Origin of the sequence: Acinetobacter sp. NBRC 110496 (assembly GCF_000876115.1) — a bacterium.
Taxonomy (GTDB): Bacteria; Pseudomonadota; Gammaproteobacteria; order Pseudomonadales; family Moraxellaceae; genus Acinetobacter.
Map to the genome: position 1 here is coordinate 67,378 of NZ_BBTF01000003.1, position 16,929 is coordinate 84,306.

Genomic DNA, 16,929 nt, shown 5'->3' on the forward strand with positions numbered 1-16,929 from the left:
TTATTATTTTAAATAGATCTGCTGTTTGCTGCGACCTGGCGTGACGCTCGGGAATTTACGATCATAATCAATCACAATCGCATCTTTACCCGTCAAGTTTTTAGCATCCGATTCCCAGGTCACATAATAGCTAATTTCGGCATCATCACGTACAGGGGGCTGAATGCGCTGACGGTGATCTGCTGGAAGGGTAAATTCCACTGAAAATGGCACTTGCGACACTTGTACTTTCTTTTTCTCGATCAAGGTCGCCGGGACATCCGCCATCCGTTTTTCTACGGCGTATAAACTCACAGTACCCTGCTGTTGTGCCACCTGATGTGTACTTGGGCCAATAAACTCAACATTCAATGTTTGTGAAGCATGTACTTTGCTGTGATCGTTATGAGACATCGATGTACAACCTGCGAGAACTGTTAAGGATAACCCGAAGCCCAAAGCTAACTTTTTCTTGTTTTAATCTCTTCTCTAAAGATATACCCAAAATAGCATAACAAATGCTGAAATTCTGATGACTTACATATCTGCTACTGAGTATTATTTTTTTGAAAAAATAATTTAACTACAAATAATTGCATCTATTTGGCCACAGCACCCACCGCCATTCACCACACAGAAAAAACCATTAGAATTAGCTCTACGGGTCTTTTTACATAACTCCAACATGTAAAATAGACATCCTTCAAGAAAAGCATTGTTTTTATTTTACCGAATTCAATCGCCTCTTCAGGTCTAAGCAATACACTAAGTCTTTATTTTTTCATGATCTTTTATCTTTTCTTAACAATTTTCATATCCACAAACACCCAACTCATGTTTAAGATTTAGTCAGCTTCAATCGAATAAAGCATTTATGACATCAACTTTAATCCATTGGAAAAAAAGCTTTCATCAACCTAGAGTAAAAATACAAAGGATGTGAACTCAATCATTGTAAATCGCAACTTAGGCATCTGAAATTTCGATACCCAATTTACATATGAGCCAGTTAAACATTCATATCTTTGAACGGTCAAACAATTAAGGTGACCTAGCTCACAGGTCATCTTGACGGAGATAGAACATGAGCCAAGACGATAAAAAATGTCCTTATAGCCACTTAACTACTGATTTTGGAGCCCCTGTCGTGGATAACCAAAACAGTATGACAGCTGGCGCAAGAGGGCCCTTATTAGCCCAAGATTTATGGCTAAACGAAAAACTTGCTAATTTTGTCCGTGAGGTCATTCCAGAGCGTCGCATGCACGCCAAAGGTTCAGGTGCATTTGGCACGTTCACGGTCACTCATGATATTACTCAATATACCCGCGCTAAAATCTTTAGTGAGATCGGCAAAAAAACAGAAATGTTTGCACGTTTTACCACGGTTGCTGGTGAACGTGGAGCAGCAGATGCGGAACGTGATATCCGTGGTTTTGCTTTAAAATTCTATACTGAGGAAGGGAACTGGGATATGGTGGGAAATAACACCCCAGTATTCTTCTTGCGTGATCCGCGTAAATTCCCCGATTTAAACAAAGCGGTAAAACGCGATCCAAAAACCAATATGCGTAGCGCAACCAATAACTGGGATTTTTGGACTTTGCTACCAGAAGCATTACACCAAGTCACGATCGTGATGTCAGACCGCGGCATCCCTTCGAGCTACCGCCACATGCACGGCTTCAGTAGTCATACCTATAGTTTCATCAATGCAGCCAATGAGCGTTTCTGGGTCAAATTCCACTTCAGAACTCAGCAAGGCATTCAAAATCTGACTGATGCTGAAGCAGGCGAACTGGTTGGTCAAGATCGCGAAAGCCATCAACGTGATTTATTCGATGCAATTGAGCGTAAGGATTACCCAAAATGGACGCTTTATGTACAGGTCATGCCAGAGCAGGATGCAGAGAAAGTTCCATATCACCCATTTGATTTAACCAAAGTTTGGCCACATGGTGACTATCCATTGATCGAAGTTGGTGAATTTGAGTTAAACCGCAATCCTGAAAACTTCTTCCTTGATGTTGAGCAATCTGCTTTCGCACCAAGTAATCTGGTACCCGGCATCAGTGCTTCACCAGACCGTATGCTACAGGCGCGTCTGTTTAACTACTCCGATGCACAACGCTATCGTCTGGGTGTGAATTATCAACAAATCCCTGTTAATGCTGCACGCTGTCCTGTGCATAGCAACCACCGAGATGGTCAAGGTCGTATCGATGCCAACTATGGCGGCTTACCACATTATGAACCTAACAGCTTTGGCCAATGGCAAGAGCAGCCTCAATACAAAGAGCCTCCATTGAAAATCAATGGCGATGCAGATTTCTGGGATTATCGGGAAGATGACAACGATTACTTTAGCCAGCCACGTGCCCTGTTCGAGTTGATGACCCCTGAACAACAAGATGCGTTATTTGGCAATACTGCACGCGCCATGGGTGATGCTTTGGACTTCATCAAGTATCGTCATATCCGTAACTGCTATGCTTGCCACCCTGCTTATGGAGAAGGTGTTGCAAAAGCACTCGGTCTTACGGTTGCAGATGCACAAGCTGCTCGGGAAACCGATCCAGCCCGTCATTTGCCTAGCTTTTTGTAAGTCTTAAATATTGAAATCAAAAGCCATCCTCGGATGGCTTTTTTAATGCCGTTGGGTGACAATTTATTTAATCTCTTATTAGAAAAATAACCATGCAAAAACCATTACAGCAACTGATTCTAAGCCATAACATCATCCTGTTCGATGCAGTGTGCGTACTCTGTTCAGCTTGGGCAGATTTTATGATCAGGCATGATCAACACTACCAATTCAAATTGGTATCGGTACAATCCAGTTTAGGACAACAGCTCCTTGCCTATTGCCATCTTCCTACTGATCACTTTGAAACGATGGTTTTATTGGAAAATGGTCAATGCTATACCGAATCAACTGCTTTTCTCCGTATCATTCAGCGCCTCGATTTTCCGTATTCCAGTTTGAGACATGCCCGTCTTGTGCCTAAAACCATCCGAGATTTTGCTTATCGATGTGTCGCATTAAATCGTTATCGCCTTTTTGGTAAAACTAAACAATGTTATGTGGTGACTCCAGATATTCAGCAACATTTTCTCTTGGATGAGGTTGTCGCATGAATAGCGAAAAACAGACTATTCAACAGATCTTAACGTTTTGTCAGTGGGTGATTGGCAGCCTTTGGATTTATCAGGGATTAATGCCGAAGTTAATTTTTCAGGTGCCAGATGAACAATATCTTTGGCAACAACTCAATATCGCGCCATCTTATATGGCATGGATGATTTCACTTTCAGGTCTCGCCGAAATCATTGTTGGTAGTCTTTTTTTCTGGATCCAGCATAAATATTTGCACTTGCTCAGTATCATCAGCCTAATTGGCTTACTTATTTTGGTTTTACTGATTTATCCAGACAAGATTTATCAGGCGTTCAATCCTGTTGTCATGAATATTGCGTTGGCAAGTCTTTCGGTGATTTCACTTCACTGTATTCAAGCACTACAACATGCTAAGCCCGAATAAAGTGTCCTTCACGGATACAGTAAAAAGGACTCACCAGTTTGGAGGAAGATTTCATGGCCTGCTGCAGTTCATGCTCGGGGGCATCCCGATCTTCATCGGTCAACTGAAAGGTACGGTAATGAATTGCCAGTGAACGATGGGCATGCAAATCCAGATGAGCGTGAAATGCATCCTGCGGATTCATATGCACATAACGCATCAGCAACCTTGGCTCATAAGCCCCGATCGGCAATAAAGCCATTCTGGCATCGCCATAACGTTCATGAATGTGTTTAAAGTGTCCTGAATACCCGGTATCCCCTGCAAAGAAACAATGTCCTGTTTTGGCAAGTAAAGAAAATCCCCCCCACAAGGCGCGATTCTGATCTCGTACACCTCGCCCAGAAGTATGCTGTGCAGGTGTATAGGCAATCTTTAATTCATCATGAAACGGGATTTCCTGCCACCAATCCATTTCGATCACATGTAAATGCTTCGGCATGTAATACGCATTGCCCAGCCCCGTATAAATTGGCATTTCGAATTTTTGATGTAGCCAGTCTAAAGTCGCCAAATCCATATGATCATAATGATTATGGCTCAGCAATATGCCATGAATCGTTGGCAGATGTTCAAGCGCAATCCCTGCGGGGCAAACACGGCGCGGGCCATTGCCCTGTTTCGGGCTGACATATTCACACCAGACGGGATCGGTCAGGAAATTATAGGGGCCAATTTGAATCAGAACAGTTGCATGCCCAACAAACCAAATCTGCCAATCATTGAGATCCGCATGTGGACGGTTTTGTGGCAACTCCAGCATTTGATTACGCAGGTTGGACTCATGGTTATGATCTATCTTCCAGGTAGAAGACTGACGTGTCGCTAACCATTTTAATAAGCCTTTACGATCAAATGGGGTTAAAGGTTTTTCCAGATTATAAAAACGATCAATCCCACAGTGATCAGAAGCCTCATGCGGAAAAGGAGGTTTTGCCCAAGTATGGCTCAAGCAAGATTGTGTCGGCAATTGGTAGGTTAATGTCGGCTTATCTTTCATGTATTTCTTCTTTGCTGGAATCGTATTGCATGAGGTTGCTAAGGTTATTTCGCGTTTAAATCCTAGAGATATTTTGATGCGCGAGTCTTTAAAATCATGATGATTTTTCTACTATTATCGCCTCATTCCAGATTCCTGTAACTGGTCTCTGATCCTAACATAAGCTTATTAGTTATGCTGATTTTCTCCCACAGAGTCAACACAATTTTACCGAACTAATAAGGCTTGATGACAATTCGGTTCAAATTTAAAAAAATGAATACTCTATCTATTTTAATATTTTATAAAAAAGCATATTGTGTATAAAATCATCTTAGCCATAATGCGCCCATCGCATGATGTTCTATTCAGCATAACCAAAAGAACAATAAGACACTTCTGGACCCGTCTTATGGAATTACGTCATTTACGCTATTTCATTACCGTTGCTGAAGAACTGAGTTTTAGTAAAGCAGCACTGAAACTACACACAGCACAGCCCTCACTTAGTCAACAAATTAAAGATCTCGAAAATGATGTTGGTGTACAACTGTTGCACCGGACCAAACGAAAAGTTGAACTTACCGATGAGGGGCAAGTTTTTCTGGAACAGGCTCGTTTAACCCTGATTCAAGCGGAGAAAGCCATCGTCATGGCGCGCCAAGTTGCTGCTGCTAAAGCTCAATGTTTAAGCATTGGTTTTGTTCCCTCGGCAGAAATTCGTATTTTCCCTTATCTATTACCACGCTTGAGGTTCAAATTGCCGAAACTGCAGATTCGAACGCTCAACCTGAAAGAACGGGATCAGATCAGCAAACTCAAAAAAGGTGATTTGGATATTATTTTTATTAATCAAAAATTCGAAAATGAGACTTTTGCAAGCCAATTGGTTTTTAAAGAACCGTTGCTGTTCCTGCTTCCCAAACAGCACCCTTTGGCCCAATGTGTAAACATTGACCTCGCGCAACTGCACAACCTCCCCCTCACGATTTTGACCGCTAAGCTTTCCCCCGCTTTGGCGCAAAGCATTACCCAGTACATTAAGCAGCAACAGATTCATTTTCAATGTATAGATGAAGCCGCAACCATCGCTGAAGCGATTCAAATGGTACAATCAGGTCGACACTGTGCCATTTTGCCTGCCTATATCCAAGCCTTAGCCACCGAGCACGTTGTTATTGGTCATTTAAGTCATGCACTTCCATATCTGGAGGTCTATATGAGCTATCAAAGACATGAACCGAGTCTCGCAATAAAGCAATTACTGACCGAAATCAGCCGTATCTTTGCATTAGACAGCTCATCCACACGTAAACGGACTATTGTAAAATAAAAAAAGCCGAGTTCAGTCGGCTTTTTAGCGCTACACGGACTTAGACATTGCTAAAGAATGCAGCAAATTTTTGGTAGCTTGGACGCTGTTTAACATTATTTAGATAATGTTCAATCGCAGGATGAGATTGAACGTCACCCATTTTCAATTGCCAAAATAACATAGCAGCAACCGTGACATCGGCGGCCGTAAATTGCTGACCACATAAATAGGGATCAACCTCACTTAATCCTTGCAGCAAGGCATTATAGGCATCTTGATAATCGCCATATCCCACCGATACTTTCTGATCTGCTGCCACTTCAACACCCAACTTTTTATTGGTCGATGCTGCTTCCCACGGGCCAGAGATAAAGAACAACCAGCGATAATATATCCCACGTTTAGGGTCATCCAGTGCTGGTGCCAAACCTTTTTCGGCAAATTTATCGGCCAAATACGCACAAATTGCATCTAACTCATATACAACAATATCACCATCCACCAGTACAGGCACTTTGCCAAAGGGATTAATTTTTAGATATTCTGGAGCTTTCATTTCGGTTTGGAAAGCAACTTCAATACGTTCACATTCAATGCCCAATTCAATGAGCAACCAGTCAACCACGACGCCACGCGAAAAATTATTGGTATAAAGTTGAAGAGCCATTTTGATATTTCCTTGTTTGTTGGTCTTATTTCAATTTAATCGTGTTGTTTGTCAGTTTTTGTCAGTAGTCGAACGGCACACCTCCTGTGTCCACCATTGTTGAAAAAGATGTTGTTTGAATTGTGGATAGAGCTCTTGGCTCAAGGTTAATTGCTGTATACGATCAATCCTAAAATGACGAAACCCTTGGCGTAATTCACACCATGCTGCCAACACAATCCGATCATTAAAATAGCCCAGTGCGAAAGGCCATAAAGTACGGGAACTAATTCGTTGCTGCTCATCCGCATAATCGACAACGATTTTGACTTGCTGACGAATCGACAATCTGACTTGCTCCACCAAGGTTTCATTCACGGGTAACCAGACATTGATGGATCTTAAAGTGGTTTGTTGCAGTAAATGCTGACAATGTTGAGGCAAAACGGCATTCAGTTTGGCCAATACCGACGTTGAAGCCGACTTCAATGCCAGATCAGGAATGTCATTCAGCCAGTTTAAAGCCAAATAAATCGCTTCAATTTCAGTTTCATTCAGTGTCATTGGCGGTAACAAAAAATCTTGTTTGAGCTGAAAACCCAAACCCGCTGCCGCATCAATCCCAACCCCCTGTTCACGTAGGCTTTCGATATCACGATAGACACTACGCTGACTAATCTGCAAACGTTCTGCCAAGACCTGCGCAGTCACGGGATAACGGTATTCGCGGAGCAGCTGTAATAAATGAAGTAAACGGATTGAACGACTCATACGGTCCCTATTGTTATTATGTAGAAAGGGAAAGTAGACCTCCCCCTCCTTGTCCTTTCATCTGATTTGAAGCGCTTAACTTTCAGTTAAAGCCGCCACATTGAGCACACGCTGCAAATACACATGCAGATCTTGAACCGTATGCGCGACAGTTAAGGGCTGATATTGCTGCAAAGTCTCAATACTATGCACCCCATAACTGACCCCGATCCGTGGCATCTTCAGGTTTTGCGCCATTTCCAAGTCATAACTGGTATCACCCACCATAATCGCACGATCAGCTGCCACATCCAGTTCAGTCAAAATCTCCTGCAACATCAAGGGATCAGGCTTGGATTTGGTTTCACTGGCCGCTCGGGTAATATCAAACAGCGCAAGACTATTGGTTTGCACGAGCACACGATCTAAACCTTTACGACTTTTGCCTGTGGCAACTGCGAGTTTTAAACCTTGTTGCTTTAAATCAGCCAATAACTCGGCCACACCGTCAAACCAGACATCACTTTTCGAGTTTGCCACATAGTGATCGGCATAACACTGCAATATATCTTGGTGTAAATCTGGAACTTGTGGAAACAGAATTTGCATGACTTCAGGCAAACCCAAACCGATGATACTTTTGGCCGCCTCATCGGTCAGCGGTTGTTCAAACTGTTGCGCCGCATATTGCAAACTTGCCACAATTTGCCCAACCGAATCGAATAAAGTGCCGTCCCAATCAAAAATCACCAACTCGATATTTGGACTCATTTCTGTTTTCTCAACTGTTCAATCACCTGCTGCATATCCTCAGGCATTGGCGCTTCAATACTTGGATAATTGGGGATATCCAAACGCATGGCATGTAAGCACAAACGACGTGCTTCCGGACCTGTATAGGCCGTGTTATGACCATATTTATCATCTCCAACCAGAGGATGACCAATACTGAGACCATGCACACGAATCTGGTGAGTACGTCCCGAGAGTGGTGATGCATGGATCAAAGTTGCTGATTTAAAACGTTCAACGACTTTCCAGTCGGTTTTACTTGGCTTGCCTTCTTTGGTCACACGCACACGACGTTCGCCATTGGCCAATTCATAACGCAGTAAAGGCGCATCAATCATCTGCCGGTCTAAACTGACCTGTCCTTTCACAATTGCGGCATAGGTCTTTTGAATTTTATGTTCACGCAGTAAGTCCTGTAACAGTTTTAAGGTACTACGCTTTTTACTGATCATCACCAGCCCCGAGGTATCACGGTCAATACGATGGATCAGCTCTAGATACTTTTTGCCTGTGGCTGCACGTAGGGCCTCAATCAGACCATAGGCCACACCACTTCCCCCATGCACGGCAATGCCTGATGGCTTATTGACCACCAGTAAACCTTCATCCTCATACACCACACGGCTCAGTAAACTTTGCGCCACATCATCGCTCACGGGTGCAGCCGTTTCATCCTTTTGTTCATAGCGGATTGGGGCCACCCGAATCTGGTCACCAATATTCAAACGGGTTTCTGCTTTTATTCTTTTTTTGTTTACGCGTACTTGTCCTTCACGAATCAAACGATAGATTCGACTCTTCGGTACACCTTTTAATCGGGTGAATAAAAAATTGTCTATTCGCTGCCCGTCTTGATGCTCATCCACGTCAAACCAAGTGACACTTTGCCATTGTTGTGTAGAATTCATACGCTCGATTTATCCAAGATTTGCTAAATATGATTAAAAAATGATCATTTAGCTAAGTTATTTCACAAGAAACCTAAACTTAGCCCATAGGCAGATGCTGCAAGGTTTGATATATTCAGCGCACGGATACCGCCGTAAGTGAGCATCAAATCAGAAATTTTATTTAGATAAAATTTTAAATCGATGAGATATTCACCCACAACTCGGATAGGTCCTAAAGAATTATGCCGACGCCGAAGGCTTATTATATCGGCAAAATGGCAAACTGTTGCGTTTAATTGTGCATCAGCACATACAGTTTGTTCAGAAAAAATATGTCGCCAGCAATTTGCTGGTTATTAAACGTAAACTGATCCACATCAGACAATTTGCTCCCTGATGTCGCATTCAGGCTAAAGCGTTGATGCATTGGAACTGCCAAGCAGAGATACGATGATCATTCCGTATCAAGACTTCCAGATGGATCGACTTCAATGCTTAATGACAGTGAAAGTCACCATCCAATGCACCGCTCACCCGCCAGTGAAGCGTACAGGTAACTTTGATTATGTCGGATCTAGTGATATTTCTCAGATGTAAGACATGCCATGAAATATCAACAGATTCAAGATTGAAGCAATATTGCTGACATCGAAATAACCGAATCAAAACCCCAGCTGGATATTTACAGCCAGTGGTCTTAGAACTTCCTACACAAAGTTGCTTCTGAGTCTTGATCGCGCCAATTTGATGTTTGCTCAACAATATTGGGCTGATTGTTTGTGTGCATCACTATTAGGTGTCACACCCATGAAACGTATGTTGATTAATGCAACCCACGCCGAAGAAGTTCGCGTTGCACTTATCACTGGTAATCGTCTTTACGATTTTGATTTAGAAAATCGTACACGCGAACAAAAAAAATCAAATATTTATAAAGGTCATGTCACTCGCGTTGAGCCATCTCTAGAGGCGGTTTTCGTTGAGTACGGCGCACAGCGTCAAGGCTTTTTATCAATGCGAGAAATTGCAAACTCGTACTTCAAAGCTGACCCTCGTCAAACTTCAAACATCCGTGAACTCATTACTGAAGGTACTGAATTACTGGTTCAAGTTGAAAAAGAAGAACGTGGCAACAAAGGCGCTGCGCTTTCTACTTTCATTTCCCTTGCTGGTCGTTACTTGGTTCTCATGCCAAATAATCCGAAAGGTGGTGGTATTAGCCGTCAGATTTCAGGTTCAGTCCGCGAAGAACTGAAAGAAATTTTAGCATCTTTAAATGTACCGCGTGGCATGAGCGTAATCGTTCGTACCGCAGGGATTGGTCGTACTCAAGAAGAACTACAACTCGACTTGCAACACTTACTTGACCTTTGGGCACAAATCCAAGGTTCAGCAAGCTCTGGCCCATCGCCAATGTTGGTACATCAAGAAGCAGGTGTAGTGACACGTGCGATCCGTGATTATTTACGTGATGATGTGGCTGAAATCCTGATTGATAGCGAACAAGCCTATAACGAAGCGTACAATTTCGTAAAAGCCGTGATGCCGCGTCAACTGGACAAGTTAAAAACCTATACCTTGAATGAGCCTCTATTTGCTCACTTTGGGATTGAAAGCCAAATCCAGACCGCTTATGAACGTGAAGTTAAACTTCCATCTGGTGGTTCAATCGTGATCGACCAAACCGAAGCTTTGGTTTCAATCGATATTAACTCAGCGAAATCAACCCGTGGTCACGATGTTGAAGAAACTGCGTTAAACACCAACTTAGAAGCAGCCGAAGAAATCGCGCGTCAACTGCGTTTACGTGATATCGGCGGTTTGGTGGTGATCGATTTTATCGACATGACCAAAGACCGTAACCAACGTATGGTTGAAGCGAAATTACGTGAAGCGACACAAAGCGATCGCGCACGTATTCAGTTCGGCCAATTATCACGTTTTGGTTTGATGGAAATGAGCCGTCAACGTTTACGTCCTTCTTTAGAAGAAGCGACTGGTTACGTTTGCCCACGCTGTCATGGTACGGGTATGGTGCGTGACTTACGTTCGTTGTCACTTTCAATCATGCGTAAGGTTGAAGAAATTGCTTTACGTGAACGCCAAGGTGAAGTTCAAGTTGAAGTGCCTGTTGAAATCGCAGCGTTCTTATTGAATGAAAAGCGTCACAGCCTAGTGTACTTGGAGCAGACTTCAAATGTTCGTGTGACGGTATTACCGCATCCACACCTTGAAACACCACACTACCAAATCCAGTTCAATCCAGATGGTTTTGCACCTTCAAGTTATGAACGTACTGAAGCTACCCGCTCTAGCGAAAAAGAATTGGGTTATGAATCTTCAGACTGGCATTTGGAAGATGCAGAGCATCACCATGCACCTGCTGCGCAAAACCAAGCTGCTGCACCACAGAAGAAAGGCGCTGCTCAGCAACAGGCCGCTCAAGCAAAACAACCACAAGTAAGTACGCAAAAGTCAGCTAGCCCTTGCGCTTGGTTAGAGAACCTGTTTGTTCAAAAACAAGCACAAACCACTGATCAATCCCGTTCTGCACAAAATGCAGCGGCAGCGATTGAACAAATGGTGAATAACGGTGCAGTAAGCCGTGGCCAGTTTGGTCAGGTGAACGTACCTGTTGTTCCTGAAACTGCTGCACCAGCGGCAAACAATGCCTATATTTCACAGAATCCTGTGAAACAGGAAACGCGTGAGCAGTTTGAGAAAGACGAAAAACCACATCGTCCGAATCAAAACCAGAAGAAGCGTAAGCACAAAGAGCAACGTGAACAACACGCACATGCACATGCACATGAACAACAAAACCAAGTGCATGAAGAAGTGGTTCAGTTGTCACGTCAGGAACAGCGCCAAGAGCAACGTGAACTGAAACGTCAACAAAAACGTCATCAGTCGCAAGAGCCTCAAAACCAGCAACAGCATCATGATGCAGCTCAAGGCAATGAGAATGCGCCATTGCCACGTCGTGATCGTAATCAACAACGTCCAAATCGCCCAAATCGTCATCGCGATCAAAGCGTGTTAAACGAAGCTCCTGCTACCACTGAAGCACCAGCGAATCCACAACAAGTCAAAGTGGATGTGGTGGATGCACCTCGTGCAGAACCGATGAACACGGCATTAATCGTGAACATTGACCAAGGTCAAAGTGAGATTGTTGCACTGAATCCACAACAAGCTACTACACCTAAAGCAAAGGCTGAGGTTGCCCCTGCTGTTGTTGAAAAAGCTGAAACAAAACCTGTTGCACATGCAGAACCTGTCGTTGCGAAAGAAGCACCAGCTGCGGTCGCAGAAGACGCGGTTCAAGCACCCGTAAAACGTGCCAGCAATGATCCGCGTTCGCGTCGTCGTCAACGTGGTGCTCAAGCATCTCAGAAAGCCGCTGCACCAAAAGTTGCACCATCGCAAATTCCAGCGTTGGGTCAATACACATTAGGTAGCTTGATTCGTCATGTCTATGGTGAAGACTGTACCATCTTGATTGAGCAGTTTGGTTTAATCACGACGTTTAACCGTGCCCTACAAAAGTTTGCTGAGCAATATGCAAGCACTCTCGCTGTAGAAACAACGGTTGCAGAAGAAAAGCGTCCTGTAACACGTGATGCTGAACTTCCAAGCAAAAAAGTAACCGAAGAGGCTGAACCAGCGCCTGTGTTAGCATTAACACCGCCTGAAGCAGCAAGCATTCGTGTTGCCAATGACCCACGTGAACGTCGTCGCTTGGCAAAACTTGCCGCTGAACAAGCAAAAGAAGCTCACATTGCCTCGACTGCTGCTCCAGCAGCGGCTGAAAACACAGAACCGAAAGAAGAAGTGAAGAAAGTCGAAGCTGTCGTTGCAGAAGAAACTATCGCTGTAGCACCAGAACAACAGCCATTGGAACTGGCCAATACAGATGCTGCTCCAGCAGAAGTACCGCCAGTTGAAACGGTTGAACCTGCTGTGGTTGCTGAAGTTGAGCCTGTTGTCGAAGCAGCAACTGAAGCCGTTGAAACAGATCAAGCTGTAGAAAAAGCAGAATCTGTTGCAACCGAGGCAGATTCGGAAGATGAAGCAGCGAAAGCGGAAAAAGAGAAATCGAGCCGCCCTCGCCGTCCGCGTGGCCGTCCACCGAAAAAAGCAACAGCCAGCAATGAGTAATTTGCTAAATTGCACTCAATAAGGCTAAGCCTAGTCATTTCGGTGACTAGGCTTTTTTGTTATTTTGTCAAATTAGGTTGATTGCTCTAGGGACTTACCATTACAAAACAGCATCAACGACAATGGTGTGAATGGTTGTGTTCTTACGGATAGCCATTTTTGGATTGATCGAAAAATAAACAGGATTGATATGAGCCAGACTACGCAGACCGATATTATTACCCTTGGTGATGTCGCTACTCGACTTCCAAACTTCATCACTAAAGTACCTCATATCCTTAATGGTCTTAAACAGGCATATTTACGAACGCCATCTTCTCCCGCAGGTCTAGGGATTGCCTTTGAAAAAGCAGTCAAGCGCAACCCTCAAGGCATCGCACTGTTATTTGAAGATCAAAGTTACAGTTACCAGGCGCTAAATGAATGGGCAAACCAGATTGCACATTACTATTTGTCACTCGGTGCGAAAAAAGGTGATGTGATTGCGGTGATGGTTGAAAACCGTCCTGAACTGATCGCCAGCATTGTTGCTTTAGCAAAAATCGGGGTAACCATTGCCCTCGTCAATACTTCTCAGGTGGGTAAAGTTCTCGCACATAGCATAAACTTGGTCAATCCGATTGCTGTGATTGCCGGTGAAGAAGTGCGTGCCGCCATTGATGAAGCACGTCAAGATTTAAAAGTTGCCCAAGATCGTTTTCACTGGTTTGCCGATCAGGAAACCCGTAAAAATGCAGGTACAGCACCAGAAGGCTACGTCAATCTAGCGCTACAAATTGACCAGTTTCCGAAATTTAATCCATCGACCACACGTACCGTAACCGGTAAAGATGGCTTGTTCTATATCTACACCTCAGGCACCACGGGTTTGCCAAAAGCCGTGATTTTTACCCACAGTCGCTGGACACTTGCTTATGGCACCTATGGCCATATCCTGAACTTAGGTAAAGATGATGTGATGTACGTGACCCTACCGCTCTATCACGCAACTGGTGTGGTGGTGTGCTGGTGTGGTGTCATTGCCGGCAGTTCAACCCTGGCGGTACGTCGTAAATATTCAACCAGTGCGTTCTGGAAAGACGTACAGAAGTTTAATGCTTCTGCGATTGGTTATGTAGGTGAGCTCTGCCGTTACTTAATCGATGCACCAGCAACTGAACAAGATCGTGCCCATCGTGTCACCAAAATGATTGGTAATGGCATGCGTCCAAATATTTGGAGCAAGTTCAAAGAACGCTTTGGTGTCGAAGAAGTACTCGAACTGTATGCTTCAAGTGAAGGAAATATAGGCTTTAGCAATATCTTCAACTTTGACAATACGGTTGGCTTCTCTCCAACCCCGTATGCCATCGTTGAATTTGATAAAGAAAAGAATGAGCCAGTCCGTGACAAGAAAGGCTATTGCAAGAAAGTGAAAACCGGTGAAGTCGGCTTACTTATTGGTAAAATCACCAGCCGCTCTCCATTTGATGGCTATACCGACCCTGAGAAGAACAAATCTGTGATCTTGAAAGATGTCTTTACTCAAGGTGACTCATACTTCAACACTGGTGACTTGGTTCGCGACATCGGTTTCCGTCATGCCCAGTTTGTGGATCGCTTAGGTGATACCTTCCGCTGGAAAGGTGAAAACGTTTCGACCACCGAAGTTGAAAACATGGTCTGCGAATATGAAAAAATCGCTGAAGCCGTGGTCTACGGTGTTGAAATTCCAAATACCAATGGCCGTGCTGGTATGGCCGCGATTACCTTGGTCGACGGTGCAGAACTCAATGATGCGGATTTAAGCGAAATGGTCAACGTATTCAAGAAATGCTTGCCCTCTTACGCAATTCCAGTGTTCCTACGTGTTCAAGAAAAAGTCGAAACCACAGGTACATTTAAATATCAGAAAAATAAACTGAAAGAAGATTCGTTTAATCCAGACAAAACTTCTGAACGTTTGCTGGTTTTATTACCAGGTGCAAATCGCTATTCTGATGTAAATGCTGAGATATTTGACAATATTCAAAGCTATCAGTACCGTTTTTAGTTTATTTTTTAGCTAAACAAGAGGAAATCGTGCTTTTTATAAACAATCATGCAGATGTTTTTAAATTTCCTCTTGTGTTAGCTGAATAAGTTGCTAGAATACGCAACATCAAAACGAAGACGCATTTAGAACCAATTAGTTTCTGTTGCGTAGCATGTTTAAACACTTGCTTATGGGTCGTTAGCTCAGCTGGTAGAGCAGCGGACTTTTAATCCGTTGGTCCCGCGTTCGAATCGCGGACGACCCACCATCTTATGTTTTGATCTTCCTGAAAAGGATTGATAACCGAAAGTTATCAAGATTTGTAAGACTACGCGCTTTGCTTGTCTTGCAATAATTTTAGAGTGTTACTCTAAAATTCTTTCAGGGTCGTTAGCTCAGCTGGTAGAGCAGCGGACTTTTAATCCGTTGGTCCCGCGTTCGAATCGCGGACGACCCACCAAATTCTAAAAAGCCTCATCTTAGTTGATGAGGCTTTTTTATTGTCTACTTAATTTCTTTCAGAAAAATGACTATAGCATTTCAATCGCCTGAAGCATCCATGCTGCAAGCATCACGATAGTTTAATTATAGAAATTCTTCTAAAACCGAATTTAAAAAGATATGCCCCTGCTCAGTACAGGCGATCCGACTCGGATCAGCAAGCAATAATTTTTTCTGGCGTAATGGTTTAAGCCGTGCTTCCAACTCACTCAAATCCAATCCGGTACGCTGGGTATAAAGTTCAGCAGCAACGCCTTGATTTAAGCGCAATGCATTCATCATAAATTCAAAGGGCAATTCGTCTGTCTCGATACGCTTCATTTGCACATGTTCCGCAGGCACTTTGGCTAAATAATCCTTCGGCAAGCGGGTTTTCTGAAAACGATAAACGCCATCTGGTCGGGTAACTTTGCCATGAGCACCTGCACCAATCGCCAAATAATCTCCAAATTCCCAATAATTTACATTATGTGCTGATGGCTTTTCCTTACGCCACGCTGAAACTTCATAATTCACATAACCATTGGCTTTTAAATAGGTCTCACCTTGCGCCTGAATATGCTCCAAAATTTCATCTTGTGGCAATACAGGTTGAGTACGGAAAAAAACGGTATTCGGCTCAATGGTAAGTTGATACCAGCTAATATGCGTTGCACCCTGCTCCACAGCCAATCTAAGATCCGTTAACGCCTGTTGTTCCGTCTGTTGGGGCAAGCCATGCATGAGATCGACATTTACGCGCTCAAAGCCAGCCTGACGCGCCTGTTGAATGGCATCCAGTGCATTATTGGCTGAGTGGATACGACCGAGTCGCTGTAAATGTTCAGGATCAAAACTTTGCACCCCCAGTGATAAACGATTAATACCCACCGCCAGATAATCGGCAAATGGATCATGTTCCACCGTACCCGGATTGGCTTCCAAGGTAATTTCACAATCGGTTTCAAAGTCTAAACGAGCTTTAAGTTGATCAAACAGCCATTGATAACCTTGCGCAGAAATCAGTGACGGCGTCCCCCCACCAATAAATACACTATGAATGGCTCGACCTTGTGCCATTTCAATCTGCGTCTCAAAGTCAGCCACCAACGCAGCCAAATATTGCTGCTCCAGATCTATCGACAATTGTCCATCGGGAACAGCGTGCGAATTGAAGTCACAATAAGGACATTTACGTACGCACCATGGCATGTGGATATACAAGGACAGTGGGATATTTGCAGGATTTAACAGACTCAAGATACAAGCTCAATGAAAGAACTTGATCATTTTAACATGACTCGACTCGGCACGGTTGCAGCTTCAATATTGCATACGGCTT

Annotated in this window: 14 protein-coding genes and 2 tRNA genes; 9 read left to right on the plus strand and 7 right to left on the minus strand. The window is 43.7% G+C overall.

Annotated features, from left to right (window positions below; all coding sequences use genetic code 11):
- Positions 1-3 precede the first annotated feature (3 nt).
- Positions 4-393: a hypothetical protein gene (locus Aba26S_RS02655; protein WP_043969983.1), complete on the minus strand. Its 390-nt coding sequence runs from the start codon at positions 391-393 to the stop codon at positions 4-6.
- Between the two features lie 670 nt (positions 394-1,063).
- Here Aba26S_RS02655 and Aba26S_RS02660 point away from each other — a divergent pair.
- From Aba26S_RS02660 to Aba26S_RS02670, 3 genes are all read left to right on the plus strand, one after another.
- Positions 1,064-2,584 carry a catalase gene (locus tag Aba26S_RS02660; protein ID WP_005239937.1) on the plus strand — a complete coding sequence of 507 codons (1,521 nt, stop codon included), beginning with the start codon at positions 1,064-1,066 and terminating at the stop codon, positions 2,582-2,584.
- 92 nt (positions 2,585-2,676) lie between these two features.
- Complete coding sequence (locus Aba26S_RS02665; RefSeq protein ID WP_005239939.1) at positions 2,677-3,117, plus strand: thiol-disulfide oxidoreductase DCC family protein; 441 nt, start codon at positions 2,677-2,679, stop codon at positions 3,115-3,117.
- Positions 3,114-3,521 carry a DoxX-like family protein gene (locus Aba26S_RS02670; protein WP_005239941.1) on the plus strand — a complete coding sequence of 136 codons (408 nt, stop codon included), beginning with the start codon at positions 3,114-3,116 and terminating at the stop codon, positions 3,519-3,521. The genes Aba26S_RS02665 and Aba26S_RS02670 overlap by 4 nt, the downstream gene beginning before the upstream one ends.
- Here Aba26S_RS02670 and Aba26S_RS02675 read toward each other — a convergent pair.
- A complete protein-coding gene (locus tag Aba26S_RS02675) occupies positions 3,508-4,560 on the minus strand; it encodes an MBL fold metallo-hydrolase (protein ID WP_005239943.1) in 1,053 nt (350 codons plus the stop codon). The two genes, Aba26S_RS02670 and Aba26S_RS02675, sit on opposite strands and share 14 nt — an antisense overlap.
- A 391-nt stretch (positions 4,561-4,951) precedes the next feature.
- Between Aba26S_RS02675 and Aba26S_RS02680 the strand changes: the two genes are divergently transcribed.
- The gene (locus tag Aba26S_RS02680; protein ID WP_005239946.1) at positions 4,952-5,872 is read left to right on the plus strand and encodes a LysR substrate-binding domain-containing protein; all 921 of its coding nucleotides are present in this window, start codon (positions 4,952-4,954) and stop codon (positions 5,870-5,872) included.
- Between the two features lie 40 nt (positions 5,873-5,912).
- Here the strand turns inward: Aba26S_RS02680 and Aba26S_RS02685 are convergent, their stop codons facing one another.
- The 4 genes from Aba26S_RS02685 to Aba26S_RS02700 form a co-directional block, all read right to left on the minus strand.
- Positions 5,913-6,521, minus strand: coding sequence for a glutathione S-transferase family protein (locus tag Aba26S_RS02685; RefSeq protein WP_005239948.1), 609 nt, complete (start codon positions 6,519-6,521; stop codon positions 5,913-5,915).
- A 51-nt stretch (positions 6,522-6,572) separates the two neighbouring features.
- Complete coding sequence (locus Aba26S_RS02690; protein WP_005239951.1) at positions 6,573-7,271, minus strand: YafY family protein; 699 nt, start codon at positions 7,269-7,271, stop codon at positions 6,573-6,575.
- Between the two features lie 75 nt (positions 7,272-7,346).
- Positions 7,347-8,021 (minus strand): HAD-IA family hydrolase, encoded by a 675-nt coding sequence (locus Aba26S_RS02695; protein WP_005239953.1) that lies wholly within the window; start codon positions 8,019-8,021, stop codon positions 7,347-7,349.
- A complete protein-coding gene (locus Aba26S_RS02700; protein WP_005239955.1) occupies positions 8,018-8,950 on the minus strand; it encodes an RluA family pseudouridine synthase in 933 nt (310 codons plus the stop codon). The genes Aba26S_RS02695 and Aba26S_RS02700 overlap by 4 nt, the downstream gene beginning before the upstream one ends.
- Before the next feature lie 432 nt (positions 8,951-9,382).
- Here Aba26S_RS02700 and Aba26S_RS21080 point away from each other — a divergent pair, with 432 nt between their 5' ends.
- The 5 genes from Aba26S_RS21080 to Aba26S_RS02725 all read left to right on the plus strand — a co-directional run bounded on the left by Aba26S_RS21080 (position 9,383) and on the right by Aba26S_RS02725 (position 15,567).
- Positions 9,383-9,529: a hypothetical protein gene (locus Aba26S_RS21080; RefSeq protein WP_004637771.1), complete on the plus strand. Its 147-nt coding sequence runs from the start codon at positions 9,383-9,385 to the stop codon at positions 9,527-9,529.
- A 210-nt stretch (positions 9,530-9,739) separates the two neighbouring features.
- Positions 9,740-13,093, plus strand: coding sequence for an Rne/Rng family ribonuclease (locus Aba26S_RS02710; protein ID WP_043970008.1), 3,354 nt, complete (start codon positions 9,740-9,742; stop codon positions 13,091-13,093).
- 190 nt (positions 13,094-13,283) lie between these two features.
- Complete coding sequence (locus tag Aba26S_RS02715; RefSeq protein WP_005239959.1) at positions 13,284-15,125, plus strand: long-chain-acyl-CoA synthetase; 1,842 nt, start codon at positions 13,284-13,286, stop codon at positions 15,123-15,125.
- A gap of 174 nt (positions 15,126-15,299) precedes the next feature.
- Positions 15,300-15,375, plus strand: a tRNA-Lys gene (locus tag Aba26S_RS02720).
- Positions 15,376-15,491: 116 nt separating this feature from the next.
- Positions 15,492-15,567, plus strand: a tRNA-Lys gene (locus Aba26S_RS02725).
- 125 nt (positions 15,568-15,692) lie between these two features.
- Here Aba26S_RS02725 and hemW read toward each other — a convergent pair.
- Positions 15,693-16,847 carry a radical SAM family heme chaperone HemW gene (hemW, locus tag Aba26S_RS02730; protein WP_005239961.1) on the minus strand — a complete coding sequence of 385 codons (1,155 nt, stop codon included), beginning with the start codon at positions 16,845-16,847 and terminating at the stop codon, positions 15,693-15,695.
- Positions 16,848-16,929: the final 82 nt, after the last annotated feature.

Bases quoted from the DNA above. Each gene is read 5' to 3' on its own strand.
- Aba26S_RS02655 (WP_043969983.1), bottom strand. From the start codon at position 393: ATGTCTCATAACGATCACAGCAAAGTACATGCTTCACAAACATTGAAT.
- Aba26S_RS02660 (WP_005239937.1), top strand. From the start codon at position 1,064: ATGAGCCAAGACGATAAAAAATGTCCTTATAGCCACTTAACTACTGAT.
- Aba26S_RS02665 (WP_005239939.1), top strand. From the start codon at position 2,677: ATGCAAAAACCATTACAGCAACTGATTCTAAGCCATAACATCATCCTG.
- Aba26S_RS02670 (WP_005239941.1), top strand. From the start codon at position 3,114: ATGAATAGCGAAAAACAGACTATTCAACAGATCTTAACGTTTTGTCAG.
- Aba26S_RS02675 (WP_005239943.1), bottom strand. From the start codon at position 4,560: ATGAAAGATAAGCCGACATTAACCTACCAATTGCCGACACAATCTTGC.
- Aba26S_RS02680 (WP_005239946.1), top strand. From the start codon at position 4,952: ATGGAATTACGTCATTTACGCTATTTCATTACCGTTGCTGAAGAACTG.
- Aba26S_RS02685 (WP_005239948.1), bottom strand. From the start codon at position 6,521: ATGGCTCTTCAACTTTATACCAATAATTTTTCGCGTGGCGTCGTGGTT.
- Aba26S_RS02690 (WP_005239951.1), bottom strand. From the start codon at position 7,271: ATGAGTCGTTCAATCCGTTTACTTCATTTATTACAGCTGCTCCGCGAA.
- Aba26S_RS02695 (WP_005239953.1), bottom strand. From the start codon at position 8,021: ATGAGTCCAAATATCGAGTTGGTGATTTTTGATTGGGACGGCACTTTA.
- Aba26S_RS02700 (WP_005239955.1), bottom strand. From the start codon at position 8,950: ATGAATTCTACACAACAATGGCAAAGTGTCACTTGGTTTGACGTGGAT.
- Aba26S_RS21080 (WP_004637771.1), top strand. From the start codon at position 9,383: ATGATCATTCCGTATCAAGACTTCCAGATGGATCGACTTCAATGCTTA.
- Aba26S_RS02710 (WP_043970008.1), top strand. From the start codon at position 9,740: ATGAAACGTATGTTGATTAATGCAACCCACGCCGAAGAAGTTCGCGTT.
- Aba26S_RS02715 (WP_005239959.1), top strand. From the start codon at position 13,284: ATGAGCCAGACTACGCAGACCGATATTATTACCCTTGGTGATGTCGCT.